24 protein-coding genes are annotated in these 20411 nt (G+C 72.8%); 12 read left to right on the top strand and 12 right to left on the bottom strand.

What is annotated here, in order from left to right; translation table 11 throughout:
• Nucleotides 1–2: 2 nt before the first annotated feature.
• From ABZW17_RS00390 to ABZW17_RS00405, 4 genes are all read left to right on the top strand, one after another.
• The gene (locus ABZW17_RS00390; protein WP_354808154.1) at nt 3–968 is read left to right on the top strand and encodes a class I SAM-dependent methyltransferase; all 966 of its coding nucleotides are present in this window, start codon (nt 3–5) and stop codon (nt 966–968) included.
• Between the two features lies 1 nt (nt 969).
• Nucleotides 970–2136, top strand: coding sequence for a class I SAM-dependent methyltransferase (locus ABZW17_RS00395; protein ID WP_354808155.1), 1167 nt, complete (start codon nt 970–972; stop codon nt 2134–2136).
• A 101-nt stretch (nt 2137–2237) separates the two neighbouring features.
• Complete coding sequence (locus ABZW17_RS00400) at nt 2238–2615, top strand: DUF427 domain-containing protein (RefSeq protein WP_354808156.1); 378 nt, start codon at nt 2238–2240, stop codon at nt 2613–2615.
• A gap of 16 nt (nt 2616–2631) precedes the next feature.
• Nucleotides 2632–3462 carry a LysR family transcriptional regulator gene (locus ABZW17_RS00405; RefSeq protein WP_354808599.1) on the top strand — a complete coding sequence of 277 codons (831 nt, stop codon included), beginning with the start codon at nt 2632–2634 and terminating at the stop codon, nt 3460–3462.
• A 1-nt stretch (nt 3463) separates the two neighbouring features.
• Here the strand turns inward: ABZW17_RS00405 and ABZW17_RS00410 are convergent, their stop codons facing one another.
• Nucleotides 3464–4429 (bottom strand): chitinase, encoded by a 966-nt coding sequence (locus ABZW17_RS00410; protein WP_354808157.1) that lies wholly within the window; start codon nt 4427–4429, stop codon nt 3464–3466.
• Nucleotides 4430–4523: 94 nt separating this feature from the next.
• Nucleotides 4524–5231, bottom strand: a complete 708-nt coding sequence (locus ABZW17_RS00415) for a DUF2306 domain-containing protein (RefSeq protein WP_354808158.1) — start codon at nt 5229–5231, stop codon at nt 4524–4526.
• 146 nt (nt 5232–5377) lie between these two features.
• On the opposite strand from ABZW17_RS00415, the gene ABZW17_RS00420 reads away from it, so the two are divergent.
• Nucleotides 5378–6265 carry a TetR/AcrR family transcriptional regulator C-terminal domain-containing protein gene (locus ABZW17_RS00420; protein WP_354808159.1) on the top strand — a complete coding sequence of 296 codons (888 nt, stop codon included), beginning with the start codon at nt 5378–5380 and terminating at the stop codon, nt 6263–6265.
• Between the two features lie 10 nt (nt 6266–6275).
• Complete coding sequence (locus ABZW17_RS00425) at nt 6276–6794, top strand: GNAT family N-acetyltransferase (protein ID WP_354808160.1); 519 nt, start codon at nt 6276–6278, stop codon at nt 6792–6794.
• Nucleotides 6795–6800: 6 nt separating this feature from the next.
• Here ABZW17_RS00425 and ABZW17_RS00430 read toward each other — a convergent pair whose 3' ends face one another.
• Both ABZW17_RS00430 and ABZW17_RS00435 read right to left on the bottom strand, forming a co-directional pair.
• A complete protein-coding gene (locus tag ABZW17_RS00430) occupies nt 6801–8243 on the bottom strand; it encodes an FAD-dependent monooxygenase (RefSeq protein WP_354808161.1) in 1443 nt (480 codons plus the stop codon).
• Between the two features lie 9 nt (nt 8244–8252).
• Nucleotides 8253–8825, bottom strand: a complete 573-nt coding sequence (locus ABZW17_RS00435; RefSeq protein ID WP_354808162.1) for a PadR family transcriptional regulator — start codon at nt 8823–8825, stop codon at nt 8253–8255.
• Between the two features lie 87 nt (nt 8826–8912).
• On the opposite strand from ABZW17_RS00435, the gene ABZW17_RS00440 reads away from it, so the two are divergent.
• Nucleotides 8913–10061 (top strand): MFS transporter, encoded by a 1149-nt coding sequence (locus tag ABZW17_RS00440; RefSeq protein ID WP_354808163.1) that lies wholly within the window; start codon nt 8913–8915, stop codon nt 10059–10061.
• On the opposite strand, the gene ABZW17_RS00445 is transcribed toward ABZW17_RS00440, so the two are convergent.
• Nucleotides 10051–10686 (bottom strand): winged helix-turn-helix transcriptional regulator, encoded by a 636-nt coding sequence (locus ABZW17_RS00445; protein ID WP_354808164.1) that lies wholly within the window; start codon nt 10684–10686, stop codon nt 10051–10053. The genes ABZW17_RS00440 and ABZW17_RS00445 overlap by 11 nt on opposite strands.
• Before the next feature lie 59 nt (nt 10687–10745).
• Here ABZW17_RS00445 and ABZW17_RS00450 point away from each other — a divergent pair, with 59 nt between their 5' ends.
• Nucleotides 10746–11111, top strand: a complete 366-nt coding sequence (locus tag ABZW17_RS00450) for a VOC family protein (RefSeq protein ID WP_354808165.1) — start codon at nt 10746–10748, stop codon at nt 11109–11111.
• 6 nt (nt 11112–11117) lie between these two features.
• Here ABZW17_RS00450 and ABZW17_RS00455 read toward each other — a convergent pair whose 3' ends face one another.
• The 4 genes from ABZW17_RS00455 to ABZW17_RS00470 all read right to left on the bottom strand — a co-directional run bounded on the left by ABZW17_RS00455 (nt 11118) and on the right by ABZW17_RS00470 (nt 15407).
• Nucleotides 11118–11645, bottom strand: coding sequence for a hypothetical protein (locus tag ABZW17_RS00455; protein ID WP_354808166.1), 528 nt, complete (start codon nt 11643–11645; stop codon nt 11118–11120).
• 17 nt (nt 11646–11662) lie between these two features.
• Complete coding sequence (locus ABZW17_RS00460; protein WP_354808167.1) at nt 11663–13087, bottom strand: FAD-dependent monooxygenase; 1425 nt, start codon at nt 13085–13087, stop codon at nt 11663–11665.
• Nucleotides 13088–13296: 209 nt separating this feature from the next.
• Entirely contained in the window at nt 13297–14382 is a 1086-nt protein-coding gene (locus ABZW17_RS00465; protein WP_354808601.1) for a C40 family peptidase, read from the bottom strand.
• 62 nt (nt 14383–14444) lie between these two features.
• Nucleotides 14445–15407 carry a nucleoside hydrolase gene (locus ABZW17_RS00470; RefSeq protein ID WP_354808168.1) on the bottom strand — a complete coding sequence of 321 codons (963 nt, stop codon included), beginning with the start codon at nt 15405–15407 and terminating at the stop codon, nt 14445–14447.
• Nucleotides 15408–15459: 52 nt separating this feature from the next.
• On the opposite strand from ABZW17_RS00470, the gene ABZW17_RS00475 reads away from it, so the two are divergent.
• Nucleotides 15460–16215, top strand: a complete 756-nt coding sequence (locus tag ABZW17_RS00475) for an acyltransferase (protein WP_354808169.1) — start codon at nt 15460–15462, stop codon at nt 16213–16215.
• 44 nt (nt 16216–16259) lie between these two features.
• Nucleotides 16260–16640, top strand: a complete 381-nt coding sequence (locus ABZW17_RS00480; protein WP_354808170.1) for a DUF6234 family protein — start codon at nt 16260–16262, stop codon at nt 16638–16640.
• 7 nt (nt 16641–16647) lie between these two features.
• Here ABZW17_RS00480 and ABZW17_RS00485 read toward each other — a convergent pair whose 3' ends face one another.
• Together ABZW17_RS00485 and ilvA are read right to left on the bottom strand one after the other, a co-directional pair.
• Nucleotides 16648–17217, bottom strand: coding sequence for an NADAR family protein (locus ABZW17_RS00485; protein ID WP_354808171.1), 570 nt, complete (start codon nt 17215–17217; stop codon nt 16648–16650).
• 20 nt (nt 17218–17237) lie between these two features.
• Nucleotides 17238–18494 carry a threonine ammonia-lyase IlvA gene (gene ilvA, locus ABZW17_RS00490; protein WP_354808172.1) on the bottom strand — a complete coding sequence of 419 codons (1257 nt, stop codon included), beginning with the start codon at nt 18492–18494 and terminating at the stop codon, nt 17238–17240.
• Between the two features lie 88 nt (nt 18495–18582).
• Here ilvA and ABZW17_RS00495 point away from each other — a divergent pair, with 88 nt between their 5' ends.
• The gene (locus ABZW17_RS00495) at nt 18583–19074 is read left to right on the top strand and encodes a SigE family RNA polymerase sigma factor (RefSeq protein WP_354808173.1); all 492 of its coding nucleotides are present in this window, start codon (nt 18583–18585) and stop codon (nt 19072–19074) included.
• Nucleotides 19071–20048, top strand: coding sequence for a hypothetical protein (locus tag ABZW17_RS00500; RefSeq protein ID WP_354808174.1), 978 nt, complete (start codon nt 19071–19073; stop codon nt 20046–20048). Before ABZW17_RS00495 ends, ABZW17_RS00500 begins: the two co-directional genes overlap by 4 nt.
• Here the strand turns inward: ABZW17_RS00500 and ABZW17_RS00505 are convergent, their stop codons facing one another.
• On the bottom strand, nt 20049–20399 hold the full coding sequence (locus tag ABZW17_RS00505) for a DUF2510 domain-containing protein (RefSeq protein ID WP_354808175.1): 351 nt from the start codon (nt 20397–20399) through the stop codon (nt 20049–20051).
• Nucleotides 20400–20411 lie beyond the last annotated feature (12 nt).

Consider the following 20411-nt stretch of genomic DNA (forward strand, 5'->3'; position numbering starts at 1 on the left):
CCTTGACCGACGTGAACGACCCGGCCCCGAACCCGCACGCCACCGCCGAAGAGGTCCAGGCCGCGTACGCCGACCCCAAGCTGGCGAACGTGCTCTACCACGACTGGGAAGCCGGCACCTACGACGAGAAGTGGTCGATCTCGTACGACGAGCGCTGCATCTCCTACGCCACCGACGTGTTCAACGCCGTCGCGGGCGAGGACGGCCAGCCCTACCAGCACGCGATGGAGCTGGGCAGCGGCACCGGCTTCTTCCTGCTGAACCTGATGCAGGGCGGCGTCGCCAAGAAGGGGTCGGTCACCGACCTCTCGCCCGGCATGGTCCAGGTCGCGCTGCGCAACGCCGAAAAGCTCGGCCTCGACGTCGACGGCCGGGTCGCCGACGCCGAGCGCATCCCGTACGAGGACAACACGTTCGACCTCGTCGTCGGGCACGCGGTGCTGCACCACATCCCGGACGTCCAGGCGGCCTTCCGCGAGGTGCTGCGCGTGCTCAAGCCGGGCGGCCGGTTCGTCTTCGCGGGCGAGCCGACCAAGGTCGGCGACTTCTACGCCCGCAAGCTCGGCCAGTTCACCTGGTTCCTGACGACCCGGGTGACGAAGCTGCCGGTGCTGAGCGGCTGGCGGCGTCCGCAGTCCGAACTGGACGAGTCCTCGCGCGCCGCCGCGCTGGAAGCCGTGGTCGACATCCACACCTTCGACCCGTCGGAGCTGGAGTCGTGGGCCCGCGGGGCGGGCGCCCAGGACGTGCACGCGGTCACCGAGGAGTTCGCCGCGGCCCTGGCCGGCTGGCCGATCCGGACGTTCGAGGCCGCCGTGCCGCAGGAGAAGCTGACCGTGCGGTGGCGGCTGTTCGCCTACCACCTGTGGCTGCGGCTGTCCGCTGTGGACAAGAAGGTGCTGTCGAAGATCCTGCCGCGCGAGCTGTTCTACAACGTGATGATCACCGGGACCAAGCGGCCGTCCTGACTTGGGTTACTCGTTCAGCCTCGGTGACGTCGCCTACCTGCGTTCCGGCGCGGGTGGGGCGGCGCTCGCCGAGGTTTCGGCGTTGCCGCTGACCGACCGGATCGCCTCGGTCGCGGCGGTGCGCCGCCTGGTCGGCGAGGAGCACGCGAGCGCGGTCCTGGAAACCGTGCTGCTGCGCCGCAAAGCCGTGTCCAAAGTGGATTCGGACTGCTGGCTGTTCACCTCCGACGCGCTGCAGCAGGCGAGTGCCACTCCGGTCGCGCGGCACCGAGCGGCGCGGCTGGCCGGGCTCGACGTCCACGACGTCACGTGTTCGGTGGGGGCGGACCTCGTCGAAATCGCGCGGGTGGCGCGGCGCGCGCTGGGGTCCGATCTGGACCCGGTGCGGCTGGAGATGGCCCGGCACAACGGAATCACCGCGGGTGTCGCGTTCGGACTCGTCCGGGCCGACGCGCTGCACCCGGTGAGCCGGTCCGGGGTCGTCGTCGCCGATCCGGCCCGGCGGGACTCCGCCGGCCGCCGGGCCTGGAAACCCGCGGACTTCGCCCCGCCGCTGGACGGCCTGGTCGAGGCGTACCCGGGGCGTGCGCTGTCCGTGAAATGCGCGCCGGGTCTCGACTTCGCCCTGACGCCGTGGGCCGAAGAGGTCGAACTCGTGTCCCTGGACGGCCAGGTCCGCGAATCCTGCCTCTGGCGCGGCCTGGGCGCCGGCGTCACCCGGCGGGCGACCGTGCTGCGCTCGGACGGGACACAGTGGACGGTCACCGACGCCGAGCCGGACGAGCTGCCCACGCGGGAGCCGGGGGAGTGGATCGTCGACCCCGACGGCGCCGTCGTGCGCGCCGGGCTCGTCCGGCACTACGCGGCGCGCCACGGGTTGTGGCAGCTGGACGAGCGCATCGCCTACCTGACCGGTGACGCGCCGCCGCCGGGCGTGCGGGCCTTCCGCGTGCTGGAGCACGGGCCGTACAGCGAGAAGGCGCTGAAGGCGGTGCTCAAGCGGCACGACGTCGGCCGGCTGGAGATCCTGGTCCGCGGCCTCGACGTCGACCCGGACGCGTTGCGCCGTCGGCTGAAGCCGCGCGGCGAAGCGGAAGTTTCGGTCGTTTTGACGCGGATCGGCCGCGCGCCGGTGGCTTTCGTCTGCCGGGCGGAGCGGGCGACGTAGGTTCCCCGGGTCGTCATGTTCCGCTACTGCCTGTCTGATCGCGGAATATCGGCCGGGTCCGGCGTGCTGCTCCCTGTACACAGGAGTCTTAGGGAGCTGACATGGCGAAGAAGGTTCTGCAGCCGGGTCCGGACCACCCGATCACCGTCGAGCCGACCCAGGCGCGAGTGGTGGTCAAGGCGGGCGGGCGCGTCGTCGCGGACAGCCGCAACGCGTTCACCCTGCAGGAATCCACCTACCCGGCGGTCCAGTACATCCCGCTGGCCGACGTCGACGCGGCCGTGCTCGAGAGCACCGACCACGAGACGTACTGCCCGTACAAGGGTGAGGCGAGCTACTACTCGCTGAACGCGGGCGAGGTGCGGGGCGAGAACGCGGTCTGGACGTACCGGCAGCCGTACGACGCGGTGGCGCCGATCAAGGACCACGTCGCGTTCTACCCGAACGTGGTGGACTCCATCGAGCTGGTCGAGGACTGAGCTGGACCTCGACCTGCTGCGCACGTTCCTGGCGGTCCACCGCGCGGGTTCGCTGACGGGCGCGGCACCGTCGCTGGGCCTGTCCCAGCCGACGGTGACCGCGCAGGTCAGGGCCCTGGAGGAGCACCTGGGGCAGCAGCTGTTCGTCCGCCGCGCCCGCGGCGTGACCCCGACCTCGGTGGCCGACGAGCTGGCGGCCCGGATCGCCCCGCACGTCGACGCGCTGACGTCCGTGGCGGTCGGCGAGGCCGGGCCTTTCACCGCCCCGGTGCACCTGGCCGGGCCCGCCGAGCTGACGACGGTCCGGGTCCTGCCGGCCCTGGCCGGCCTGGTGGGGCGCGGGCTCGAGCTGCGCGTGACGTTCGGCCTGGCCGACGACCTCCTGGCGGGCCTGGCCCAGCGCCGGTTCGACCTGGTGGTCTCGACGATCCGGCCGCGCGGCCGCGGTTTCACGGCCACCCCGCTGACGGACGAGGAGTTCGTCCTGGTCGGCCCCCGCGGCTTCACGGGCGACCCCCGGACGGCGCCGCTGGTGGCGTACGCGGAGGACCTGCCGATCATCCGCCGCTACTGGCGCACGGTCCTGGGCACCCGCCCCCCACCCGGCCCGGCGGTGGTGGTCCCGGACCTGCGCGCGGTCCTGACGTGCGTGCTGTCGGGCTGCGGCGTCAGTGTGCTGCCGCGGTACCTGTGCGCGGCCGAGCTGGCGTCCGGTCGGCTGGTGCAGCTGCTGGAGCCGGCGGAGCCGCCGATCAACACGCTGTTCGTGGTGACCCGCGCGGAACCGTGCCGGGCGGGGCCCGCGGCGGTGCGGGACGCACTGCTCGCGGACGCCGCCCGGTGGTGACTCAGCCCGTGTAGCCGGCGAAGATCTTCGCGAACTCGTACTTCGACTGCGGCACGTTGGTGCACTTGTACAGCGCTCCGGTGCACGCGTTCGCGTCGCGGCCCTGCTCCCAGAACGACAGCATCCCGAGGTGGACCGTCTTCGCGAACGCCACCAGCGCCTTCGCGTCCTTCTGGTAAAAGATCTCGTTCTGGGAATCGTTCACGCCGATCATCGGGGTGACGCCGACCTTCTTCCACGCCGCCGCGTCGCTCAGGCCGTACAGCGACTTCAGCTGGGCCTGCGTCGCTTTGGCCGCCGAGATCGCCTTCGCTCCCTGGTCGCCCGCGCCCTGGTAGTAGTCCATGGCCATGATGTTGACCAGGTCCAGGTTGACGCCCGCGTTCTTGGCCGCCTTGACGACGTTGAGGCCGTCCGCCGTGAGGCCGTTCGGCAGCACCGGCAGCGTCAGGGAAATCTTCAGCCCGGGGTTGTTGGTCTGGAGCGTTTTCAACGCCTGCGAACGCCGGGTGATCGACGCCGGATCGGCGACCGCCGCGCCCTCGATGTCGAAGTCGGCGTACTTGAGGCCGTACGCCTTGACCACGGCGTCGTATTCGGCCGCGACCTGGGCGGACGTGCTGCACGCCTGGGCCAGCTCGATGCCGGACGCGCCGCCGAAGGAGATCTTGACGTCGCCGCCGCCGCTGCGGATCTTGGCGATCTCCTCCTTCTGCCACGCCGTGCGCGGGTCGTAGGCGCCGAACCAGCTGGCCTTGCAGCCGTAGGAGTTGACGAACGCGAGCGTGAACCCCTTGACGCCGCTCGCGGCCGACATCGCCGACAGGCTGGGCGTCGGCCACGCGCCCATGTCGACGTAGGGCCCGACCGGGATCGGCGAGCCGGCCGCGGCGCCGGCGGGGGCGGCGAGCCCGGCGCTCAGCAGGGTGACGCCGGCCAGGGCGGCCAGCAGGGAACGGAGACGCATGGGGAACCTCCACGACGACGAGCACGGCGGCGGGGAACTGCGGTCTCCATTGGTATAGACCATTTACCGTGGTGTGGACCATCGGCCGATCGGGCTACGCCGGTGACGGTGCGTCGCCGCGGCGGCGGGGACGGCGGCCGAGCCACCACTCGGCGACCAGCAGCGGCAGCACCCAGCCGGTCCACGTCGTGATGCCGGCGATGGCCTGGCCCAGCGCGACTTCGCTGCCGCCGAACGTCGTGTCCAGCTGCGGGGTCAGCACGATCGCGCAGACCACGCCCCAGATCCGGTTGCTGATGATCGACATGCAGAGCGCGAAGCTGCGGACCATCCAGCGGCGGTGGTCGCCGAACCGGCGCGCCCGCGCCGCGCGGTAGCCCTGCACGGTGCAGCCGAACCAGAGCGTCGCCAGCAGGACGTTCGACACGGCCCCGACCGGCCCGAACGGCGCCGCGAGCGCGATCACGAACCCGGCGATCGACGCCGGGATCGCGCCGGCGAAGACGTACACGCGCCCGGTGCGCCGGTGCACCACCGGGTGCTTCAGCCGCAGCCACGGCCAGATCTGCAGCGCGCAGGTCACCATGGCGATGGTCGCGAAGCCGATGTGGGTGACCAGCACCGGGTAGTACCAGCCGGTCGGCGCCGGGATCCGCGACCGCGCCGGGTCGAGCCCGAGGTAGGGCGGGAGCGAGAACACCAGGAACGCCGTGACGAGCAGGCCCAGCGGGAACACCCACGGGCGCCGCCACCACGGTGTCGCGGGCCGGACCCGGGTGGCCGGCTGTTCGGTCGTCGTCATGGTTCCCCCTTGCGTTTTCGTACGGTGTATCCGAACCGTATTGAGAGACGGCGGACAGCGGCAATCCTTGCGAGCGGTATTGGGGGAGTACCCTGAAACCGTTCTAGGTGCTGCGGGCAAGTGTTCTAGTACGGATCGGGGTGTTCGTGGCGGAGGCGCCCTACCTGCGGATCGCGGCGGACCTGCGCCGCCGGATCACCGCGGGCGAGCTGCGGCCCGGTGACCGCGTCCCGTCGACCCGGGCGCTGGTCCGCGAGTGGGGCGTCGCGATGGCGACCGCGGCGAAGGCGCTTTCCGCGCTGGGCGAGCAGGGCTGGGTGCGCGCGGTGCCGGGCAGCGGCACGGTCGTCGCCGACCGGACCCCGGTGAGACCGCCGCTGGGCCGGGACAGCCTGGTGCGCGCGGCCATCGCGCTGGCCGACGCCGAGGGTCTCGCCGCGCTGTCGATGCGGCGGCTCGCGGCCGAGCTGGGTGTCGGCCCGATGGCGCTGTACCGGCACGTGCCGGACAAGGACGAGCTGCTCCGGCTGATGGCCGACGTCGCGCTCGGGGAGGCCGAGCTGCCGGAGCCCGGCCCGGTGCCGTGGCGGCCCCGCCTGGAACTCGCCGCGCGGGCGCAGTGGCGGGCGTACCGGCGGCACCCGTGGCTCGCGCCGATCCTGCTCAACTCGCTGGTCCGGCCGCCGGTGCTGGCGGCCGGGCTGCGGCTGGTGGACTGGTCGCTGCGCGCGCTGGCCGGCACCGGCCTGAAGCGGCGGGTCAAGCTGCAGGTGGTCATGACGCTCAACGGCTGGGTCGGCGGGCTGGCGGTGAGCAACGCGTTCGAGGTCCAGGCCGAGCAGGACACCGGCATCACCGGCGACCAGCGCCTGGCGGCGGACATGGCGCTGCTGGGACGGCTGCTCGGGTCGGGCCGGTACCCGGAGCTGGCCGAAGTGATGACCGGCCTCGAAGACGTCGGCCTGGACGAGGCGTTCGAGTTCGGCCTGCGCCGCCAGCTCGACGGCATCGCCGTGCTGCTGGGCGAACACTAGAGTGGCCGCGATGCGGATCACCACGGAACGGCTCACGCTGCACGCGTGGTCCGAGGAGTTCTTCGACGACCTGTTCGCGCTGGCCCAGCTGCCCGAGACGGTCCGGTACGTGGGCACCGGAGAGCCGTGGAGCCACGAGTACACCCTCGCCAAGCACCAGGCGACGCTCGCGCACTGGGCCGAGCACGGCTTCGGCTGGTTCGCGGTGTCGGCGGCGCCGGGGTCGTTCGACGGAGTCGTGTCCCTGGTCCGCCGCACCGCGATCGAGTCGGGCCTCGGGTGGCCGGCGGTGGAGATGGGCTGGTGGATCGCGCCTTCGGGCTGGGGTCGCGGCTACGCGACGGAGGCGACGTCCGCGGTCCGCGACCGGGCGTTCGAGTCGGGCTGGGCGGACCGGCTGCTGGCGGTGTACGAGCCGGTGAACAAACCGTCGGCGCGGGTGGTGGAGAAGCTCGGGTTCACGCGGCACAGCCGGTTCACACTGGACGGCCGGGTGGAGCAGCGGGCGGTGCTGGACCGCCCGCGCTGAACCCCGTCAAACGGGCGCCGGGACGGTGCCGACCCACCGGTGCACCGCCGCCGCCAGCCCGGTGTCACCCGAATCCGGCGTGCCCACCCAGGCGACGTGCCCGTCCGGCCGCAGCAGCACCGCGTCGATGTCCGAAGTGGACGGACTCGCCGCCGCCACCACCGGCACCCCGGCCGACCACGCCCCGAACGTCCCCGACGGTGTCAGGTCCAGCAACACCGGCCGTCCCGAGTGCAGCAGTGTGGCCAGGTGCGTTTCCGCTCCCGCCACCAGCAGTGGGACGTCCGGGGCGAGGCGCCCCAGCCACGGGTGGCCGTCCGGCTCGTAGCACGCGTCCAGGCCCGTGATGATCTCCGCCAGCGCGCGGTTGCCCGCCGGGTGCGCGGCGACGCGCCGCATCAGGTCCGCCCACGGTTCCGCGCTCGACTCCTCCAGCGCGACCTGCGCGCGCGTGTTCGCCAGGATCCGCTCGCCCGCCGCGTGCCGCTCGGCGTGGTAGGTGTCCAGGAGGCCTTCCGGCGCCGTTGCGTGCACCGTGGCCGCCAGTTTCCAGCCCAGGTTGAAACTGTCGTCGAGCGCCACGTTCACCCCGATCGCGCCCGCCGGCGGGTGGATGTGGGCCGCGTCGCCCGCCAGCAGCACCCGGCCCTCGCGGTAGCGCGACGCCAGCCGGGCCGCGTCGCCGAAGCGGCTCAGCCAGCGGGGCGCCCTCAGCTCGACGTGCCGGCCCAGGACCGCGTCCACCTGGGCCTGCAGCCGTTCCAGCGTCACCGGCGTGTCCTTGTCCGACGGCGGGTCGTCCTCCCGGACCACGATCCGGACGTACCCGGGCCGGGGGATCACGAACAGGCTCCGCCCGTCCGGCCCGGCCGAAGGCCCGTACGGGAGCTCGCATTCGACGTCGCCGAGCAGCGCGAACCAGCGCGCGTCGACCCCGGGGAAGGCGATGCCGGCCTGCTTGCGCACCGTGCTGCGGCCGCCGTCGCAGCCGACGAGGAAGCGCGCCCGGATCGTCCGGCCGAATTGTCCGTTGTGGACGACAGCGGTGACGTCGTCCGCGGTCTGGGTGAACGAGCGCAGGTCGTGCCCGCGCAGGATTTCGACGCCCAGCTCGCGGGCTCGCGCTTCCAGCACCTCCTCGACGCGGGTCTGCGGGATGCCGAGGGAGAACGGGTGGCCGGTCGCCGCGCCGTCGAGCAGCAGCGGGCCGGGCAGGCCGGTGACCGGCGCGTGCGGCACCCGGTGCCCCTCCGCCACCAGCCCTTCGGCCAGGCCGCGCCGGGCCAGCAGGTCCAGCGCCCGCGAATTGAGGTTGAAGCCGCGGCAGTACGGCGGGCGTTCCGGCAGGCGTTCGACGATCGTGGTGCGGACGCCGGCCAGCGCGAGTTCGGCGGCGAGCAGCAGGCCCGCCGGGCCGGCACCGGCGATGAGGACATCGGGATCGGACACGGTTTCCCCTCAGAAGTTTTTGGGCCACGGCAGGGAGCCGGAGCGGATTTCGGCGGCGGTGTCGCGCGCCCAGTCGAGCTCCGCCTGCCAGGCGTGCCGGACGAACTCGACCTCGATCATGAACAGCCGCGGCGCGCCCTTGCCGACCGTCTCGGCCAGCGCGGTGTCCGCGCCGCCGATCCGTTCGGCGAGGTGGCGGGCGCGTTCCTCCAGGGCGTCGGCGGCGCGGTCCGGGCCGAGCGCGCCGAGGTAGCTCACCGCCGCGACGAACTTCGGGTACTCCGCGACCGGTTCGCGGACCAGTTCGTCGAGCCAGGCGACGAACTCCTGGCGGCCGAGTTCGGTGTGCGCGTAGACCGTCCGCTCCGGCCGGTTGCCCTCGCGGACCGTCTCGACGGGCTCGATCCAGCGGTGCTTGGCCAGGGCCTCCACGGTGTCGTAGAGCGAACCCGGGTTGATCTTGAACGTCGAGCCCTTGTAGCGCTCGCGCAGCGTGGACGCCATTTCGTACGGGTGCATCGGGCGTTCCAGCAGCAGGCCGAGCACGGCCAGGGCCAGGGTGTTGCGGACCTTGCGTGACACTAGTCGCTCCCTATTAGTCGGAACCGACTATATGGCACCAGTCAAGCTCGGGCCGGAGCCCGCGACCAAGATCAGTACCGTGGCGGGATGACTGGGGATCTGAAACGCGCCCGCTTGGGCGTTTCCGTTGTTTTCGCGGTGTGCGGTGCCGCGTTCGCGACCTGGCTGGCCCGCGTACCCGCGGTGCAGGAACGGCTCGGGCTCAGCACGGGCGAGCTGGCGACCGGGCTGTTCGGCCTCGCCGCCGGATCGGTGCTCGCGCTGCTGGGCGCGGGCGCACTGCTCACCCGGATCGGCAGCCGCGCGGCCGTGGTGCTCGGCGCGGTCGTGCTGTGCGCGGGGCTGCCGCTGGTCGCGTTCGCGTCGTCGGCGCCGGTGTTCTTCGCCGCGCTCGTGGTGCTCGGCGTGGGCAACAGCCTGCTCGACGTCGCGATGAACGCGCACGCGGCCCGCGTCGAGGAAGGCTACGGGCGCCCGATCTTCGCCGGCTTCCACGCCTTCTGGAACATCGGCGGCCTGGCGGGTTCGGGCGTCGACGCCCTGATGGAGGCCACGCACGTCCCGGTGAGCGTGCACTTCCCGGTGGCCGGCGCGGTGCTGCTCGCGCTGGCGGTGTGGGCGGCGCGCACCCGGTTCCTCGCCGGCGCCGACCGCGGCCAGGGCGAAGCGGCGTTCGCGTGGCCGAGCCGGGTGCTGGTGCCGCTGGGCGTGATCGCGTTCTGCGGGTTCGTCGCCGAAGGCGCGGTCAACAGCTGGAGCGCGGTGTACCTCGCCGACGTCACCGGCGCGACACCCGCCCTCGCCTCGCTCGGCTACTTCGCGTTCTCCGGGACGATGATCGCGGTCCGCCTGGTCGCCGACCGCATCGTGGCGCGGACGGGCGCGGTCCGGTTCGTCCGCGTGGCGGCCACGGTCGCGGTGCTGGGGTTCGCCGTGGTCCTCGCCGTGCCGTGGCCGGTGGCGGGGGTGTTCGGCTTCGCGGTCGTCGGACTCGGCGTGGCCGGGATCGTGCCGATCGCGTGGAGCGTGGCGAGCCGCAAGCAGGCGGACGCGCCGGGCCGGGCGGTCGCCGCCGTCGCGGCCTGCGGCTACCTCGGTTTCCTGGTCGAACCGGTGCTGGTCGGTGCGCTCGCGACCCGCGTCGGGCTGCACTGGGCCCTGACCTCGGCGGTCGTGGTCACCTTCGGGATCGTCTTCCTCGCGCCTTCGCTGCGGGTGCGGGCCCTCACCCGCTGAGCCGGCGTTCGCGCAGCAGCCGCCGGACGGCTTTCCGGTCGCCGCCGACGGCCACACGGCCGTCGGCGATCGCGGCGTCGAGCTCCGACGGCGTTTCGAGCAGCGCGTTCAACGTCGGCGGGTCGGTCCGGATGGTGGCGTCCGGCGCGGCGGGCTCGCCCGGCTCGACGGTCAGGCGGCCCGGCTCGGTGTGGACCGTCCACACCCGCGCGTCCAGCTCGACGCGGTAGCACGCGCGGCCGCGCGGGTGGGCGGAGCCGCGGAGGAACAGCAGCACGGACGTGGTGCCGAGGTGCGCGGACCGCGGCCGCGGCACCCGGCCGCCCCACGCGCCGAGGGCGAGCACGACCGGCTCCAGCTCGCGGCCCCAGGCGGTCAGCTCGTAGACGGTGGCGGCGGCCGGCGGCGGCATGGTCCGCCGGGCGACCACGCCGTGGTTTTCGAGCTCCCGCAGCCGGTCGGTGACGACGTTCGAAGCGGCGCCGGGCAGCGCGCGCCGGACGTCGGAGAACCGCTGCGGCCCGAGCAGCAGCTCGCGCACGACGAGCAGCGCCCACCGCTCCCCGACGACGTCCAGCGCGCGGGCGATCGTGCAGGCGTCCGCGTAGCTCCGGTTCGTCGGCATGCTTGTAAACTACAACTCAGTGGTTGTTTTTAACAACTCCGGCGGCGTACGGTGCCGGTATGAGCCGACCTGTCGTGCACTTCGAAGTCATCGGAACCGACCCGGCGCGCCTGCACGGGTACTACGGCGAGCTGTTCGGCTGGGAGTTCGACACGTCGGCCCCGGTCTCGGCCCAGGTGTCGGGCCCGGGCTACGGCTTCGTCGAAACGGAGACCATCCCGGGCGGCGTCGGCGGCGGCGCGGAGTACGAGAGCCACGTGGTGTTCTACGTGGGCGTCCCGGACGTCGCGGCGGCCTTGGCGGAGGCCGAACGGCTCGGCGGCACCCGCCGGATGGGCCCGGACCGCGCGCCGGGGCGCGACCTGGTGGTCGCCCACTTCACCGACCCGCAGGGCAACCTGGTGGGCCTGGCCGGCCCGGCGTGAACCGGCTCAATGCGGGCCTTGGACGTCGACGCGACACGCCTCCAGGAACCGGTCCCCGGCGTCGCTGATCCCGGTGAGGAGCTCGTCGAGGCTTTCCCGGCGCACCTTCGGGGCCCCGGCGTCCAGCTCGGCGAAGACGGCGTTCGCCCCGTTGCGGGCCGCCTTCCACAGCTCCTTCCCGCGCTGGCGCGGCTCTTCGGTGCCGAACAGCGCCACCTGGTTGTGCGCCTTGCGCAGCTCCGAGCGCCGTTCGCGCCACCGCGTCTCGATCTCCAGCCGCTCCTTCGGCAGCTTGATGAATTCGGCCCGGATCAGCTGGAACGCTTCTTCGCTCGCCGTCGACAGGCTCGCGTAGGCCTTGACGCGCTCATCGCGCAGCCAGGCGGCGTGGTCCGCCACCCGCTTCTGCGCCTCGGCGCGCTGGGTCGCTTTCAGCTTGCGGGCCTCCACGAAGGTGTTGGTCAGCAACGTGAGCACGACCCCGCCGAGCGTGGCGCCCACGGTGATCAGCTGCGTGGTGGTCCCCGAGTCCATGGCCGGAGTATCCCGGATCACGCCGAAGGCGTCCCGAACCAGCGGGCCAAGTGCCCCGCCAGGTCCGCTTGGTCGTCGCCGATCCAGGCGACGTAGCCGTCGGGCCGCAGCAGGAGGCCCGGGACGTCCAGCGCCGCCGTGGGATCCGCCAGGTGGTCGACCCGGTCGGCCCAGCCCGCGGCGGTCAGCAGTCCCGTGCGGTCCAGCAGCAGGCCGCGGCCGCGGCGCAGCCGGTCGTACAGCCGGCCGTCCCGTACGTCGATGTCGGGCAGGCGGCGGCCGAGCAGGTCGGGGCCCTCGCCGAAGTCGTAGCGGAGGGCCGTCGCGGCGATCTTCTCGGTCAGGTGGCGGTTCACATCGTCGATGTCCATCAGCTCGGTGAGCAGCCGGCGCACGGCCTGCGCGCCCGGTTCGGCCGACGACAGCGCCATCTGCGCCCGGGTGTTGTCCAGCACGTCCGCGGCGACCGGACGGCGTTCGGTTTCGTAGGTGTCCAGCAGGGTTTCCGGTGCCCGGCCGCGGATCTGCGCGGCCAGCTTCCAGCCGAGGTTGAAGGCGTCCTGGACGCCCAGGTTGAGGCCCTGCCCGCCGGTGGGCGGGTGGATGTGCGCCGCGTCGCCGGCCAGCAGGACCCGGCCGGCGCGGTACCGCTCGGCCAGCCGGGTGGCGTCCCCGAAGCGGGACAGCCAGCGCGGCGAGTGCACGCCGAAGTCGGTGCCGGCGATGGCCCGCAGCTGCTGCTTGAACTCGTCCAAAGTGGGCGGTGTCGCGCGATCGGCCACGCCCTCGGCCGGCACGACGACGCTGTAGACGCCTTCGCCGAAGGGCCGGATCCAGAACCGCCGGTGCGGCGCGCCGACACCGGCGAGCTCGGACGGCGGCACGCCCACTTCCATTTCGCCCATCAGCGTCTCGGTCCGCGAGGGCTCGCCGGGGAAGCCGACGCCGAGCAGCTTGCGCACCGTGCTGCGCGCGCCGTCACAGCCGACCAAGTAGCGCGTCCGCAGGCGTTCGCCGCCGGCCAGCTCGACGGTCACGCCGTCGGCGTCCGGCTCGAAACCGGCCACGGCGCAACCGTGGCGGACCTGCGCACCCAGCCGGACCGCGTGCTCTTCGAGGAGCCGGACGACCACCGGCTGCGGGATGCCCAGCAGGTAGGCGTGCGCGGAATCCAGGCCCGGGGGCACGGGCTTGGGGATGCCGGCGAAGAACCCGGCGGCCGGACGTTTCCGCCCGTGCTCGAGGAGGCGGTCCAGCAGCCCGCGCATGGCCAGCAGCTCGAGGCTGCGCATGTGCAGGCCGACGATGCGGACGAAGGACGCGGGTTCGGTGTCCCGTTCCAGAACGAGAACCCGCACACCGTGCAGCCGCAGCTCGGCGGCCAGCACGGCGCCGGTCGGCCCGCAGCCGGCGATGACGACGTCGAAGGGTGGAGTGTCCATGGTGGTGCCTTTCGGGAGTGCCTGTGGTCAGGGCGCTCCCGGCGACACCTGCGTCAGCCGCCGGCCGTGACGGAACCGGGGAGCACCCACGTCGATACAGCGTTCACGGGTCTCACCTCCTCGGCCGATGTCACGGACGGCTGCAAGGTACAAGCCTGGGCCGCCGCCCGTCCACTCCTTTTCCGGCGGCTCGGCCGGGTGAGCGCCGGTCACGCCGTCGGGCGGCCCGCTCCCGCGTAGTCGTCGCCGTCCCGGCGGTACGAGTGGACCTGGACCGCCTGGCCGGTCTGCGGTGCGTCGATCATCTGCTGGTTGCCGATGTACAGGCCGACGTGGTGGATCTTCGTCGCCGGCTCGCCGTAGAAGATCAGGTCGCCCAGCTGGGGGTCGGTCACGTGCGGGACGCTGCGGAACTGCGTGTCCGCCGTGCGCATCAGCTTGATGCCCGCGCTGCCGTACGCCGCCGTCGTCAGGCCCGAGCAGTCGAAGCCCGGGTCGTTGCCGCCGGTGCCGTTGCCGCCCCAGATGTACGGGAGGCCGATCTTGTCGATCGCGAAGTCGACCGCGCTCAGCACCGCCGGGTTCGGGGCCGCCGAGCCCTGGCCGACCGTGCCGTAGACGTTGACCGTGGCCAGCGTGCGGTGCAGGAACAGCGGCGCCGGCTGCAGCGTGCCGACCGAGTCCCACCACACCTGGCCCTGGGACAGGTCGTGGCCGTCGGCGCACAGCGCGCGGCCGGTGGTCAGCGCGGCGTCGTCGATGTTCTGGACATCGGGTTTCCCGCCGGACGCGCTCGCCTGGTACTTGCCCCAGATCGCCGGGGGCAGCTGCATCGGCCCGGCGGCGTTCGCCGTCGAGACGACCTTGTTGTAGAAGTCGCGCACCTCGATCGTGCCGAGCGGCTTGTCCAGGACGCCGGTGGTGCCGAGCTGCCCACCCCGCACCCGGCCGTGGTCCGTGGTCACTTTCCCGACCGCGGCCAGCGTGACCCAGGACAGGTGACACCCGGGGACGTCCTTGCTCAGCTTCGTCGTCGCCTTCGCGTAGCCGACCATTGCGCGCAGCGGGACGTCGAGCCACTGGCTGGTCTTGGACGCCCAGGCGTCGAACTCGCTCGCTTCGGGCACCTTCGGCGGCGTCGACGTCTGCGGTGTCGTCGGCGGCTTGACCGTCGGCCGGGACGTCGCCGGGCTCGCCGTCGCGGCGGTGTTCGTGGTCTCCTCCTGCTTCGGCGCGAGCAGGACGCCGGCCACCAGCGCGCCCGCGACGACGACCACCGCCGCGATCACGACCACGGGCTTCCGGCGGCGGGGTGCGGGTCCGGTCGCCTCGGCTTCGACGCCCTCGGGCTCCTCGCTCACCGGGCCGCTCCGGTGAGCCGGTCGAGGACGAAGCCGCGCAGGCCGTCGAGGTCGGTGTCCAGCGCGACCTCGATCGGGCGGCCGGGGGAGTACTGGGGATCGTCCTCGCCGAGCCGGCGCCGGTCGACCAGGGTCTGGCCGCGCGCCGGGCCGAGGCCGCAGTCGACGTCGACCCGGTAGGTCTCGGTGTGCAGGATGCCCGGCGAAATCGCCTCGGCCACCGCGACGGCGTCGTGCATGACCATCCGGTCTTCGCCGAACACGCGCGTGTAGTGCTGCCGGTAGGTCGACGTCAGGCCTTCGAGGGTGGCGCCGACCGGCCCCGACGCCGCGAGTTTCGCCAGCCACTCGCCGTCGACAGCGCAGCGGTGCGTCAGGTCCAGCGGGACGAGCACGACCGGGACGTCCTCCTCGACCAGCACCCGCCGGGCCGCCTCGGGGTCGCTCCAGATGTTGAACTCGGCGGCGGTCGTGCTGTTGCCGAAGGTCACCCCGCCGCCCATGATCACCAGCCGCGCGATTTTCGCCGCCGCGCCCGGGTGTGCCGCGAGCAGCGCGGCGATGTTCGTCAGCGGCCCGATCGGCGCGATGGTCACCGGCTCGTCGGCGGCTTCGAGGAGGTCGAGCATCAGCCGGACGGCGTCGCGCTCTTCCAGCGGACGGCTCGCCTCCGGCAGCGTGTACGAGTGGCCCGACAGGCCGTCGCCGCCGTGGACCTCTTTCGCGTCACGCGGTTTGGAGTACACCAGCGGCCGGGCGGCTCCGGCGGCCACCGGCACGTCTGTGCGGCCGAACAGCTCCAGCAGCTTCCGCGCGTTCGACGTCGTGCGGTCGAGCGGGACGTTGCCGAAAACCGACGTCACCCCGAGCAGGTCGACGTCCGGGGACAGCGCCGCCAGCGCGATCGCCAGCGCGTCGTCGACGCCCGGGTCGGTGTCGATGATCAGCTTCGTGCCCATCCCGCTCCCCTTGCCTGCGAACCCGTCCCGCACACAGGTTACGGTCACGGGCATGACGTCGATGTGGGGTGCGCCCGCGCTGTCGCGGGTGCGGGCCTGGCGCCGCGCCCGGCAGGACCCGCGGCAGGCGAAGTTCCTGACCGCCGACTCGCTGCGCTGGGTGCTGCGCAACCGCGCGTACACGCCGTGGTACCTCGTCCGGTACTACCGCCTGCTCAAGTTCCGGCTGGCCAACCCGCACATCATCCTGCGGGGGATGCTCTTCCTCGGGAAGGACGTCGAGATCCACTGCCGGCCGGGGTACGGGCGGCTGGAGATCGGCCGCTGGGTCCACATCGGCGACGGCAACGCCATCCGCTGCCACGAAGGCTCGCTGCGGATCGGCGACAAGTCCGTGTTCGGCCGCCAGAACGTGATCAACTGCTACCTCGACATCGAGCTCGGCGCGGCCACCCTGGTCGCCGACTGGGTGTACATCTGTGACTTCGATCACGTCATCGCGGACATCCACGTCCCGATCAAGGACCAGGGCATCGTGAAGTCGCCGGTCCGGATCGGCCCGGACACCTGGCTCGGCACCAAGGTCAGCGTGCTGAAGGGCACCCGCATCGGCCGCGGCAGCGTGCTGGGCGCGCACGCGGTCGTCCGTGGTGACATCCCGGACTACTCGATCGCGGTCGGCGCGCCGGCCCGCGTGGTCCGCAACCGCGAAGACGACTACGCCGCCGACGCCGCCCGCCGTGAGGCCGTCGCCGACATGGCCCGCAAGGCGAACAAGGCGCTGCAGAAAACGCTCAAGGAGCAGTAGGACTACTCAGGCCCGCGTGGCCGGTTTCCCGACATAGTGGCGGCATGGGGGAATTCCGCGAGGTCGCCGTGTCCGTGCTGCTCGCGGTGGGCGCGGTGGTGTGGCTGATCGTCGTCCCGCTGATGTTCGTCCAGGGCGCGCTGACGGCGTACGGCATCGGCCTCGCGCCCGGCGAACCCGACGCGGCGAGCCCGGCCTTCACGGCGGCGAGCTGGCTCGGCGCAGGCATCCCGGTCGTGGGCGTGGTCGTCGCGGCGACCACGCGCCGCCGGGGCTGGACCTGGTTCTACGGGATCGGCGTGGCCGTGGTCGCTTTGGTGGCGACGCTCCGGTGGGCGCAGACGCACCCGGCCCCGCCGCCCCCGCCGGAGCCGCGCCACTGCGTCGAGCGCAGCGGCGGCGGCAACGAGTGCCCGGGCGGCTGACCCGGGGTCAGAGGCGGGCCCGCAGCTGGTCGCGGACCTCCATCAGCGCGAAGCCGAGCAGGTTCAGCCCGCGCCAGTAGTCCGGCTTGGTGGCGTTCTTCTCCTCGCGCGCGAGGCCGGTGCCCCAGACGAGGTCCTTCTTGGACGCCTCGACGAGCACCTTGTCCTCGGTCCCGAGCAGGAACCGGCGCAGGTCGCGGTGGGCGCGGAACTTGGCCAGGTTGCCGTCGACGACGATGTCGAACCGGTGCCGCTCCCAGACCTCGGCGTCGAACCCGGCGACCTCTCGGCCGAGCACCTTCGCCGCCTTCGGGTCGGGCGTGGTCCGGATGAGCTCGGCCTTCTCGTGGTCGCCGAAGAGCAACGCCTTGCCGGCCATCATGTAGTGCTCGGCGGTCGGGTACTCGACGCCGTCGGCCTCGAACGGGTCGAGCCACCACTGGCTCAGGCAGCTCGCGGTCACCCGGCCGGACTTCGCCGGCGTGTGCCCGTAGAACAGCAGGTATTCGGGCTCCGCACCCTCGTGGACCTTTTCGCGCAACGCCTCGACACTGCGGACACCGTCGACCTTCACCATCCGACTAGTGGACCACGCGCTCAGAGCAGGAAGTGGAACAGGGGGCTGCCCGGCTCGATCCGCTCCACCTGCAGCGGGCTCGCGTCCATCCGGGCCAGCAGCCCCGGCAGGTCCGACGACCGGGCGATCTCGATGCCGACCAGCGCCGGTCCCAGCTCGCGGTTGGTGCGCTTGACGTACTCGAAGCGCGTGATGTCGTCCTCGGGCCCGAGCACCTGCTCGAGGAACCGCCGCAGCGCGCCCGGCTCCTGCGGGAAGCCGACGAGGAAGTAGTGCTTCAGCCCTTCGTGCATCAGCGAGCGTTCGAGGATCTCGCTGTAGCGGCTGACGTCGTTGTTGCCGCCGGAGACCAGGACCACCACGGTCTGGCCGGGTGTCACCCGGACCACCGAGCCGAGCGCGGCCGCGGCGAGCGCGCCCGCGGGTTCGGCGATGATGCCGTCGGACTGGTACATCGCCAGCATCTCGGTGCACACCGCGCCCTCGGCGACCGCGGTCAGCTCGGCGCCGCTCTCGCGGATCAGCGGGTACGTGACCGCGCCGGCTTCGCGGACGGCGGCGCCGTCGACGAACGTGTCGAGCTCCGGCAGCCGCACCGGGTGCCCGGTCGCCAGGGCCGCCGCCATGCAGGCCGCGCCCGCGGGCTCGACGCCGACGATCCGCACGTCGGGGTGGCGCTCGCGCAGCCAGCTGCCGACCCCGGCGAGCAGCCCGCCGCCGCCGACCGGGACGACCACGACGTCGGGCACGAACCCGAGCTGCTCGATCACCTCCCGCGCGACCGTGCCCTGGCCGGCGACCGTGCGGATGTCGTCGAACGCCGGGACGAGGGTCGCGCCGGTGCGCTGGGCGTCCTCGTTGGCCGCGGCGAAGGCGTCTTCGTACGTTTCGCCGACCACGACGACCTCGATGTGCGCGCCGCCGAGCGTCGCGATGCGCTCGCGCTTCTGCCGCGGCGTGGTGCCCGGGACGTACACGCGGCCGTTGGCGCCGAGCCGGCGGCACGCGTACGCGACGCCCTGGGCGTGGTTGCCCGCGCTGGCGCAGACGACGCCGAGGGCGCGGGTCGCCTCGTCGAGCTGGACGATGAAGTTGTAGGCGCCGCGGATCTTGTACGACCGGACCGTCTGCAGGTCTTCGCGCTTCACCCAGACCTGCGCGTCGACCCGGGCGGACAGCCGGGCGCTCGGCTCCAGGGGCGTCCGCGTCACCACCCCGGCCAGCCGCTCGGCGGCCCGGTCGATCGTGGCCGCGGTCACCGTGTCGATGTCGTGCACCCCGATGAATCTACGACTCGCGCGTCCCGGGCAACCTCCCGGGCCTCCGGGCGCATCAGAGGGGTGTCGAACAGGATGGGGGGCGCCGATGGACGCCGGATTCACGGAGTACGTGACGGCGCGGGCGGCATGGCTGCGCAAGGTCGCGTACCTGCTCTGCGGCGATTGGCACCGGGCCGACGACCTGGTCCAGTCGGCGATCACCCGGCTGTACGCGAACTGGCCGCGGGCCGCCAAGGCCGACAACGTCGACGGCTACGTGCGGCGCACGCTGGTCAACACGTTCCTGGCCGAACAGCGGACGTCGTGGTGGCGCCGGGTGGAGCTGCGCCGGGCCGACCAGGACCCGCCCGCGCCCGGCGCCGACGTCGAACTGGCCCTGGACCTGCGGGCCGCGCTGGAACGGCTGCCGGCCCGGCAGCGCGCGACCGTCGTCCTTCGCTACTTCTGCGACCTCCCGGTCGCGGACACCGCGCGGGCCCTGGGCTGCTCCGAAGGCACCGTCAAGAGCCAGACCGCGAAGGCCGTGGAAGCCCTTCGCGAGCTGCTGCGCGAACCCATCCGGGAGGGACGAGCATGACCGACCACGAGCTGGCCACCAAGCTGAAGGAGCTGGCCGAGACGCCCGCCCCGCCGCCGCGGATCGACGTCGATCGTGCGCGCCGGATCGGGGGACGCCGTCGTCGCGCGCGGACCACGGCGCTGGTCCTCGGCTGCGCCGCGGTCGTCACGGCCGGCGGCTTGACGGCGGTGTCGGTGGTCCGGCCGGCCCCGCCCCTCGCGCCCGCCCCGGTGGCCGGGCCACCCACGGCCGTCGCGCCGGCGCCCACCGACAACCCGATCGTGGCGAAGGCGAGCTTCGGCTGGTTGCCGGAGCAGATCAAGGGCGTCGAGTACGCCGTCGGCGCGCACGGCGACACCGCGCTGGCCATCGGCCGCGGCGAGCTGGCCCCGATGATCTGGTTGTCGGTTTACGACCAGGACCCGCCCGTCCCGCGCGACCTGGGCGGACAGCCCTCGCGCGTCCCGGTCCGGATCGGCGGCCACGACGGCTACTGGCTCACGACGGACCCGGGCGACCCGCTGAACCACGGCAGCGCGTACCTGCAGTGGCGGGCCGCGGACGGCCGGTGGGCCCGGCTCAACGCCTACTACCTCGCGGTCCCGGACCTGCAGCAGGTGCTGACCCGCGTGGCCGAAGGCGTGACGCTCGGGAACCGGGCGGTGCCCCTGCCGCTGCGCATCACGAGCCTGCCGGGCACGTTCCACCTGAGCGACGGCTACCTGACGCGCCGCCCCGACCAGGACGGCGTGCCGTGGCGGCTGGTGTTGCAGTATTCGGTCAACGGCGGCCTGGCCACGATCAACGTGTCACCGCCGGGCGGCCCCACCGACGGCCTCGGCGTACCGGAGTGCGAGACGCGGAAGGGGCTGAAGGTCTGCGTTGCGTTCGACCAGCCGAAGGTCATGGGCGTCACGGCGAAGGAGCTGCTCGGCCGGATCACGCTCATCGGGACCGACGAGACGAAGTGGACCACGCACGTGATCGGGTGATCAGCGCGGCGGGGCCTGCGTGTGCTCGGTCCAGCGGGTGCCGTCCCACCACCGCAGGACACCGGGGGCGTCTTCGCGGGCGTACCACCCGGGCGGCGGGCCCTGCGACGCCTGCGGCGCGACGCTCACCGGCGTGCTGTAGGCGTTTCCGCGGCGCTCGCCACCGCGGTCGTGGAGGCTCAGCTTGTGCCCGCACGCCCGGCAGTTGGGCGTGAAGGCCTGCACGACCGCGACGCCGCCCGCGGTCGCGACGTTGGCCCACAGCTTCCCCTGCCGGCGCCCGAGCTCGGCGACCGCCGAGTTGGTGCACCGCTTGCAGTTGTCACAGCCCGTCCGCACCCGCTCGGCCATGGCACCTCCCGA

Origin of the sequence: Amycolatopsis sp. NPDC004625, from assembly GCF_040609695.1 — a bacterium.
GTDB lineage: Bacteria > Actinomycetota > Actinomycetes > Mycobacteriales > Pseudonocardiaceae > Amycolatopsis.

Coding starts and splice junctions, on each gene's coding strand:
- ABZW17_RS00400 (WP_354808156.1), top strand. CDS start 2,238: ATGGCGAAGAAGGTTCTGCAGCCGGGTCCGGACCACCCGATCACCGTC.
- ABZW17_RS00410 (WP_354808157.1), bottom strand. CDS start 4,429: ATGCGTCTCCGTTCCCTGCTGGCCGCCCTGGCCGGCGTCACCCTGCTG.
- ABZW17_RS00415 (WP_354808158.1), bottom strand. CDS start 5,231: ATGACGACGACCGAACAGCCGGCCACCCGGGTCCGGCCCGCGACACCG.
- ABZW17_RS00425 (WP_354808160.1), top strand. CDS start 6,276: ATGCGGATCACCACGGAACGGCTCACGCTGCACGCGTGGTCCGAGGAG.
- ABZW17_RS00440 (WP_354808163.1), top strand. CDS start 8,913: ATGACTGGGGATCTGAAACGCGCCCGCTTGGGCGTTTCCGTTGTTTTC.
- ABZW17_RS00445 (WP_354808164.1), bottom strand. CDS start 10,686: ATGCCGACGAACCGGAGCTACGCGGACGCCTGCACGATCGCCCGCGCG.
- ABZW17_RS00450 (WP_354808165.1), top strand. CDS start 10,746: ATGAGCCGACCTGTCGTGCACTTCGAAGTCATCGGAACCGACCCGGCG.
- ABZW17_RS00455 (WP_354808166.1), bottom strand. CDS start 11,645: ATGGACTCGGGGACCACCACGCAGCTGATCACCGTGGGCGCCACGCTC.
- ABZW17_RS00460 (WP_354808167.1), bottom strand. CDS start 13,087: ATGGACACTCCACCCTTCGACGTCGTCATCGCCGGCTGCGGGCCGACC.
- ABZW17_RS00470 (WP_354808168.1), bottom strand. CDS start 15,407: ATGGGCACGAAGCTGATCATCGACACCGACCCGGGCGTCGACGACGCG.
- ABZW17_RS00475 (WP_354808169.1), top strand. CDS start 15,460: ATGACGTCGATGTGGGGTGCGCCCGCGCTGTCGCGGGTGCGGGCCTGG.
- ABZW17_RS00480 (WP_354808170.1), top strand. CDS start 16,260: ATGGGGGAATTCCGCGAGGTCGCCGTGTCCGTGCTGCTCGCGGTGGGC.
- ABZW17_RS00485 (WP_354808171.1), bottom strand. CDS start 17,217: ATGGTGAAGGTCGACGGTGTCCGCAGTGTCGAGGCGTTGCGCGAAAAG.
- ABZW17_RS00495 (WP_354808173.1), top strand. CDS start 18,583: ATGGACGCCGGATTCACGGAGTACGTGACGGCGCGGGCGGCATGGCTG.
- ABZW17_RS00500 (WP_354808174.1), top strand. CDS start 19,071: ATGACCGACCACGAGCTGGCCACCAAGCTGAAGGAGCTGGCCGAGACG.
- ABZW17_RS00505 (WP_354808175.1), bottom strand. CDS start 20,399: ATGGCCGAGCGGGTGCGGACGGGCTGTGACAACTGCAAGCGGTGCACC.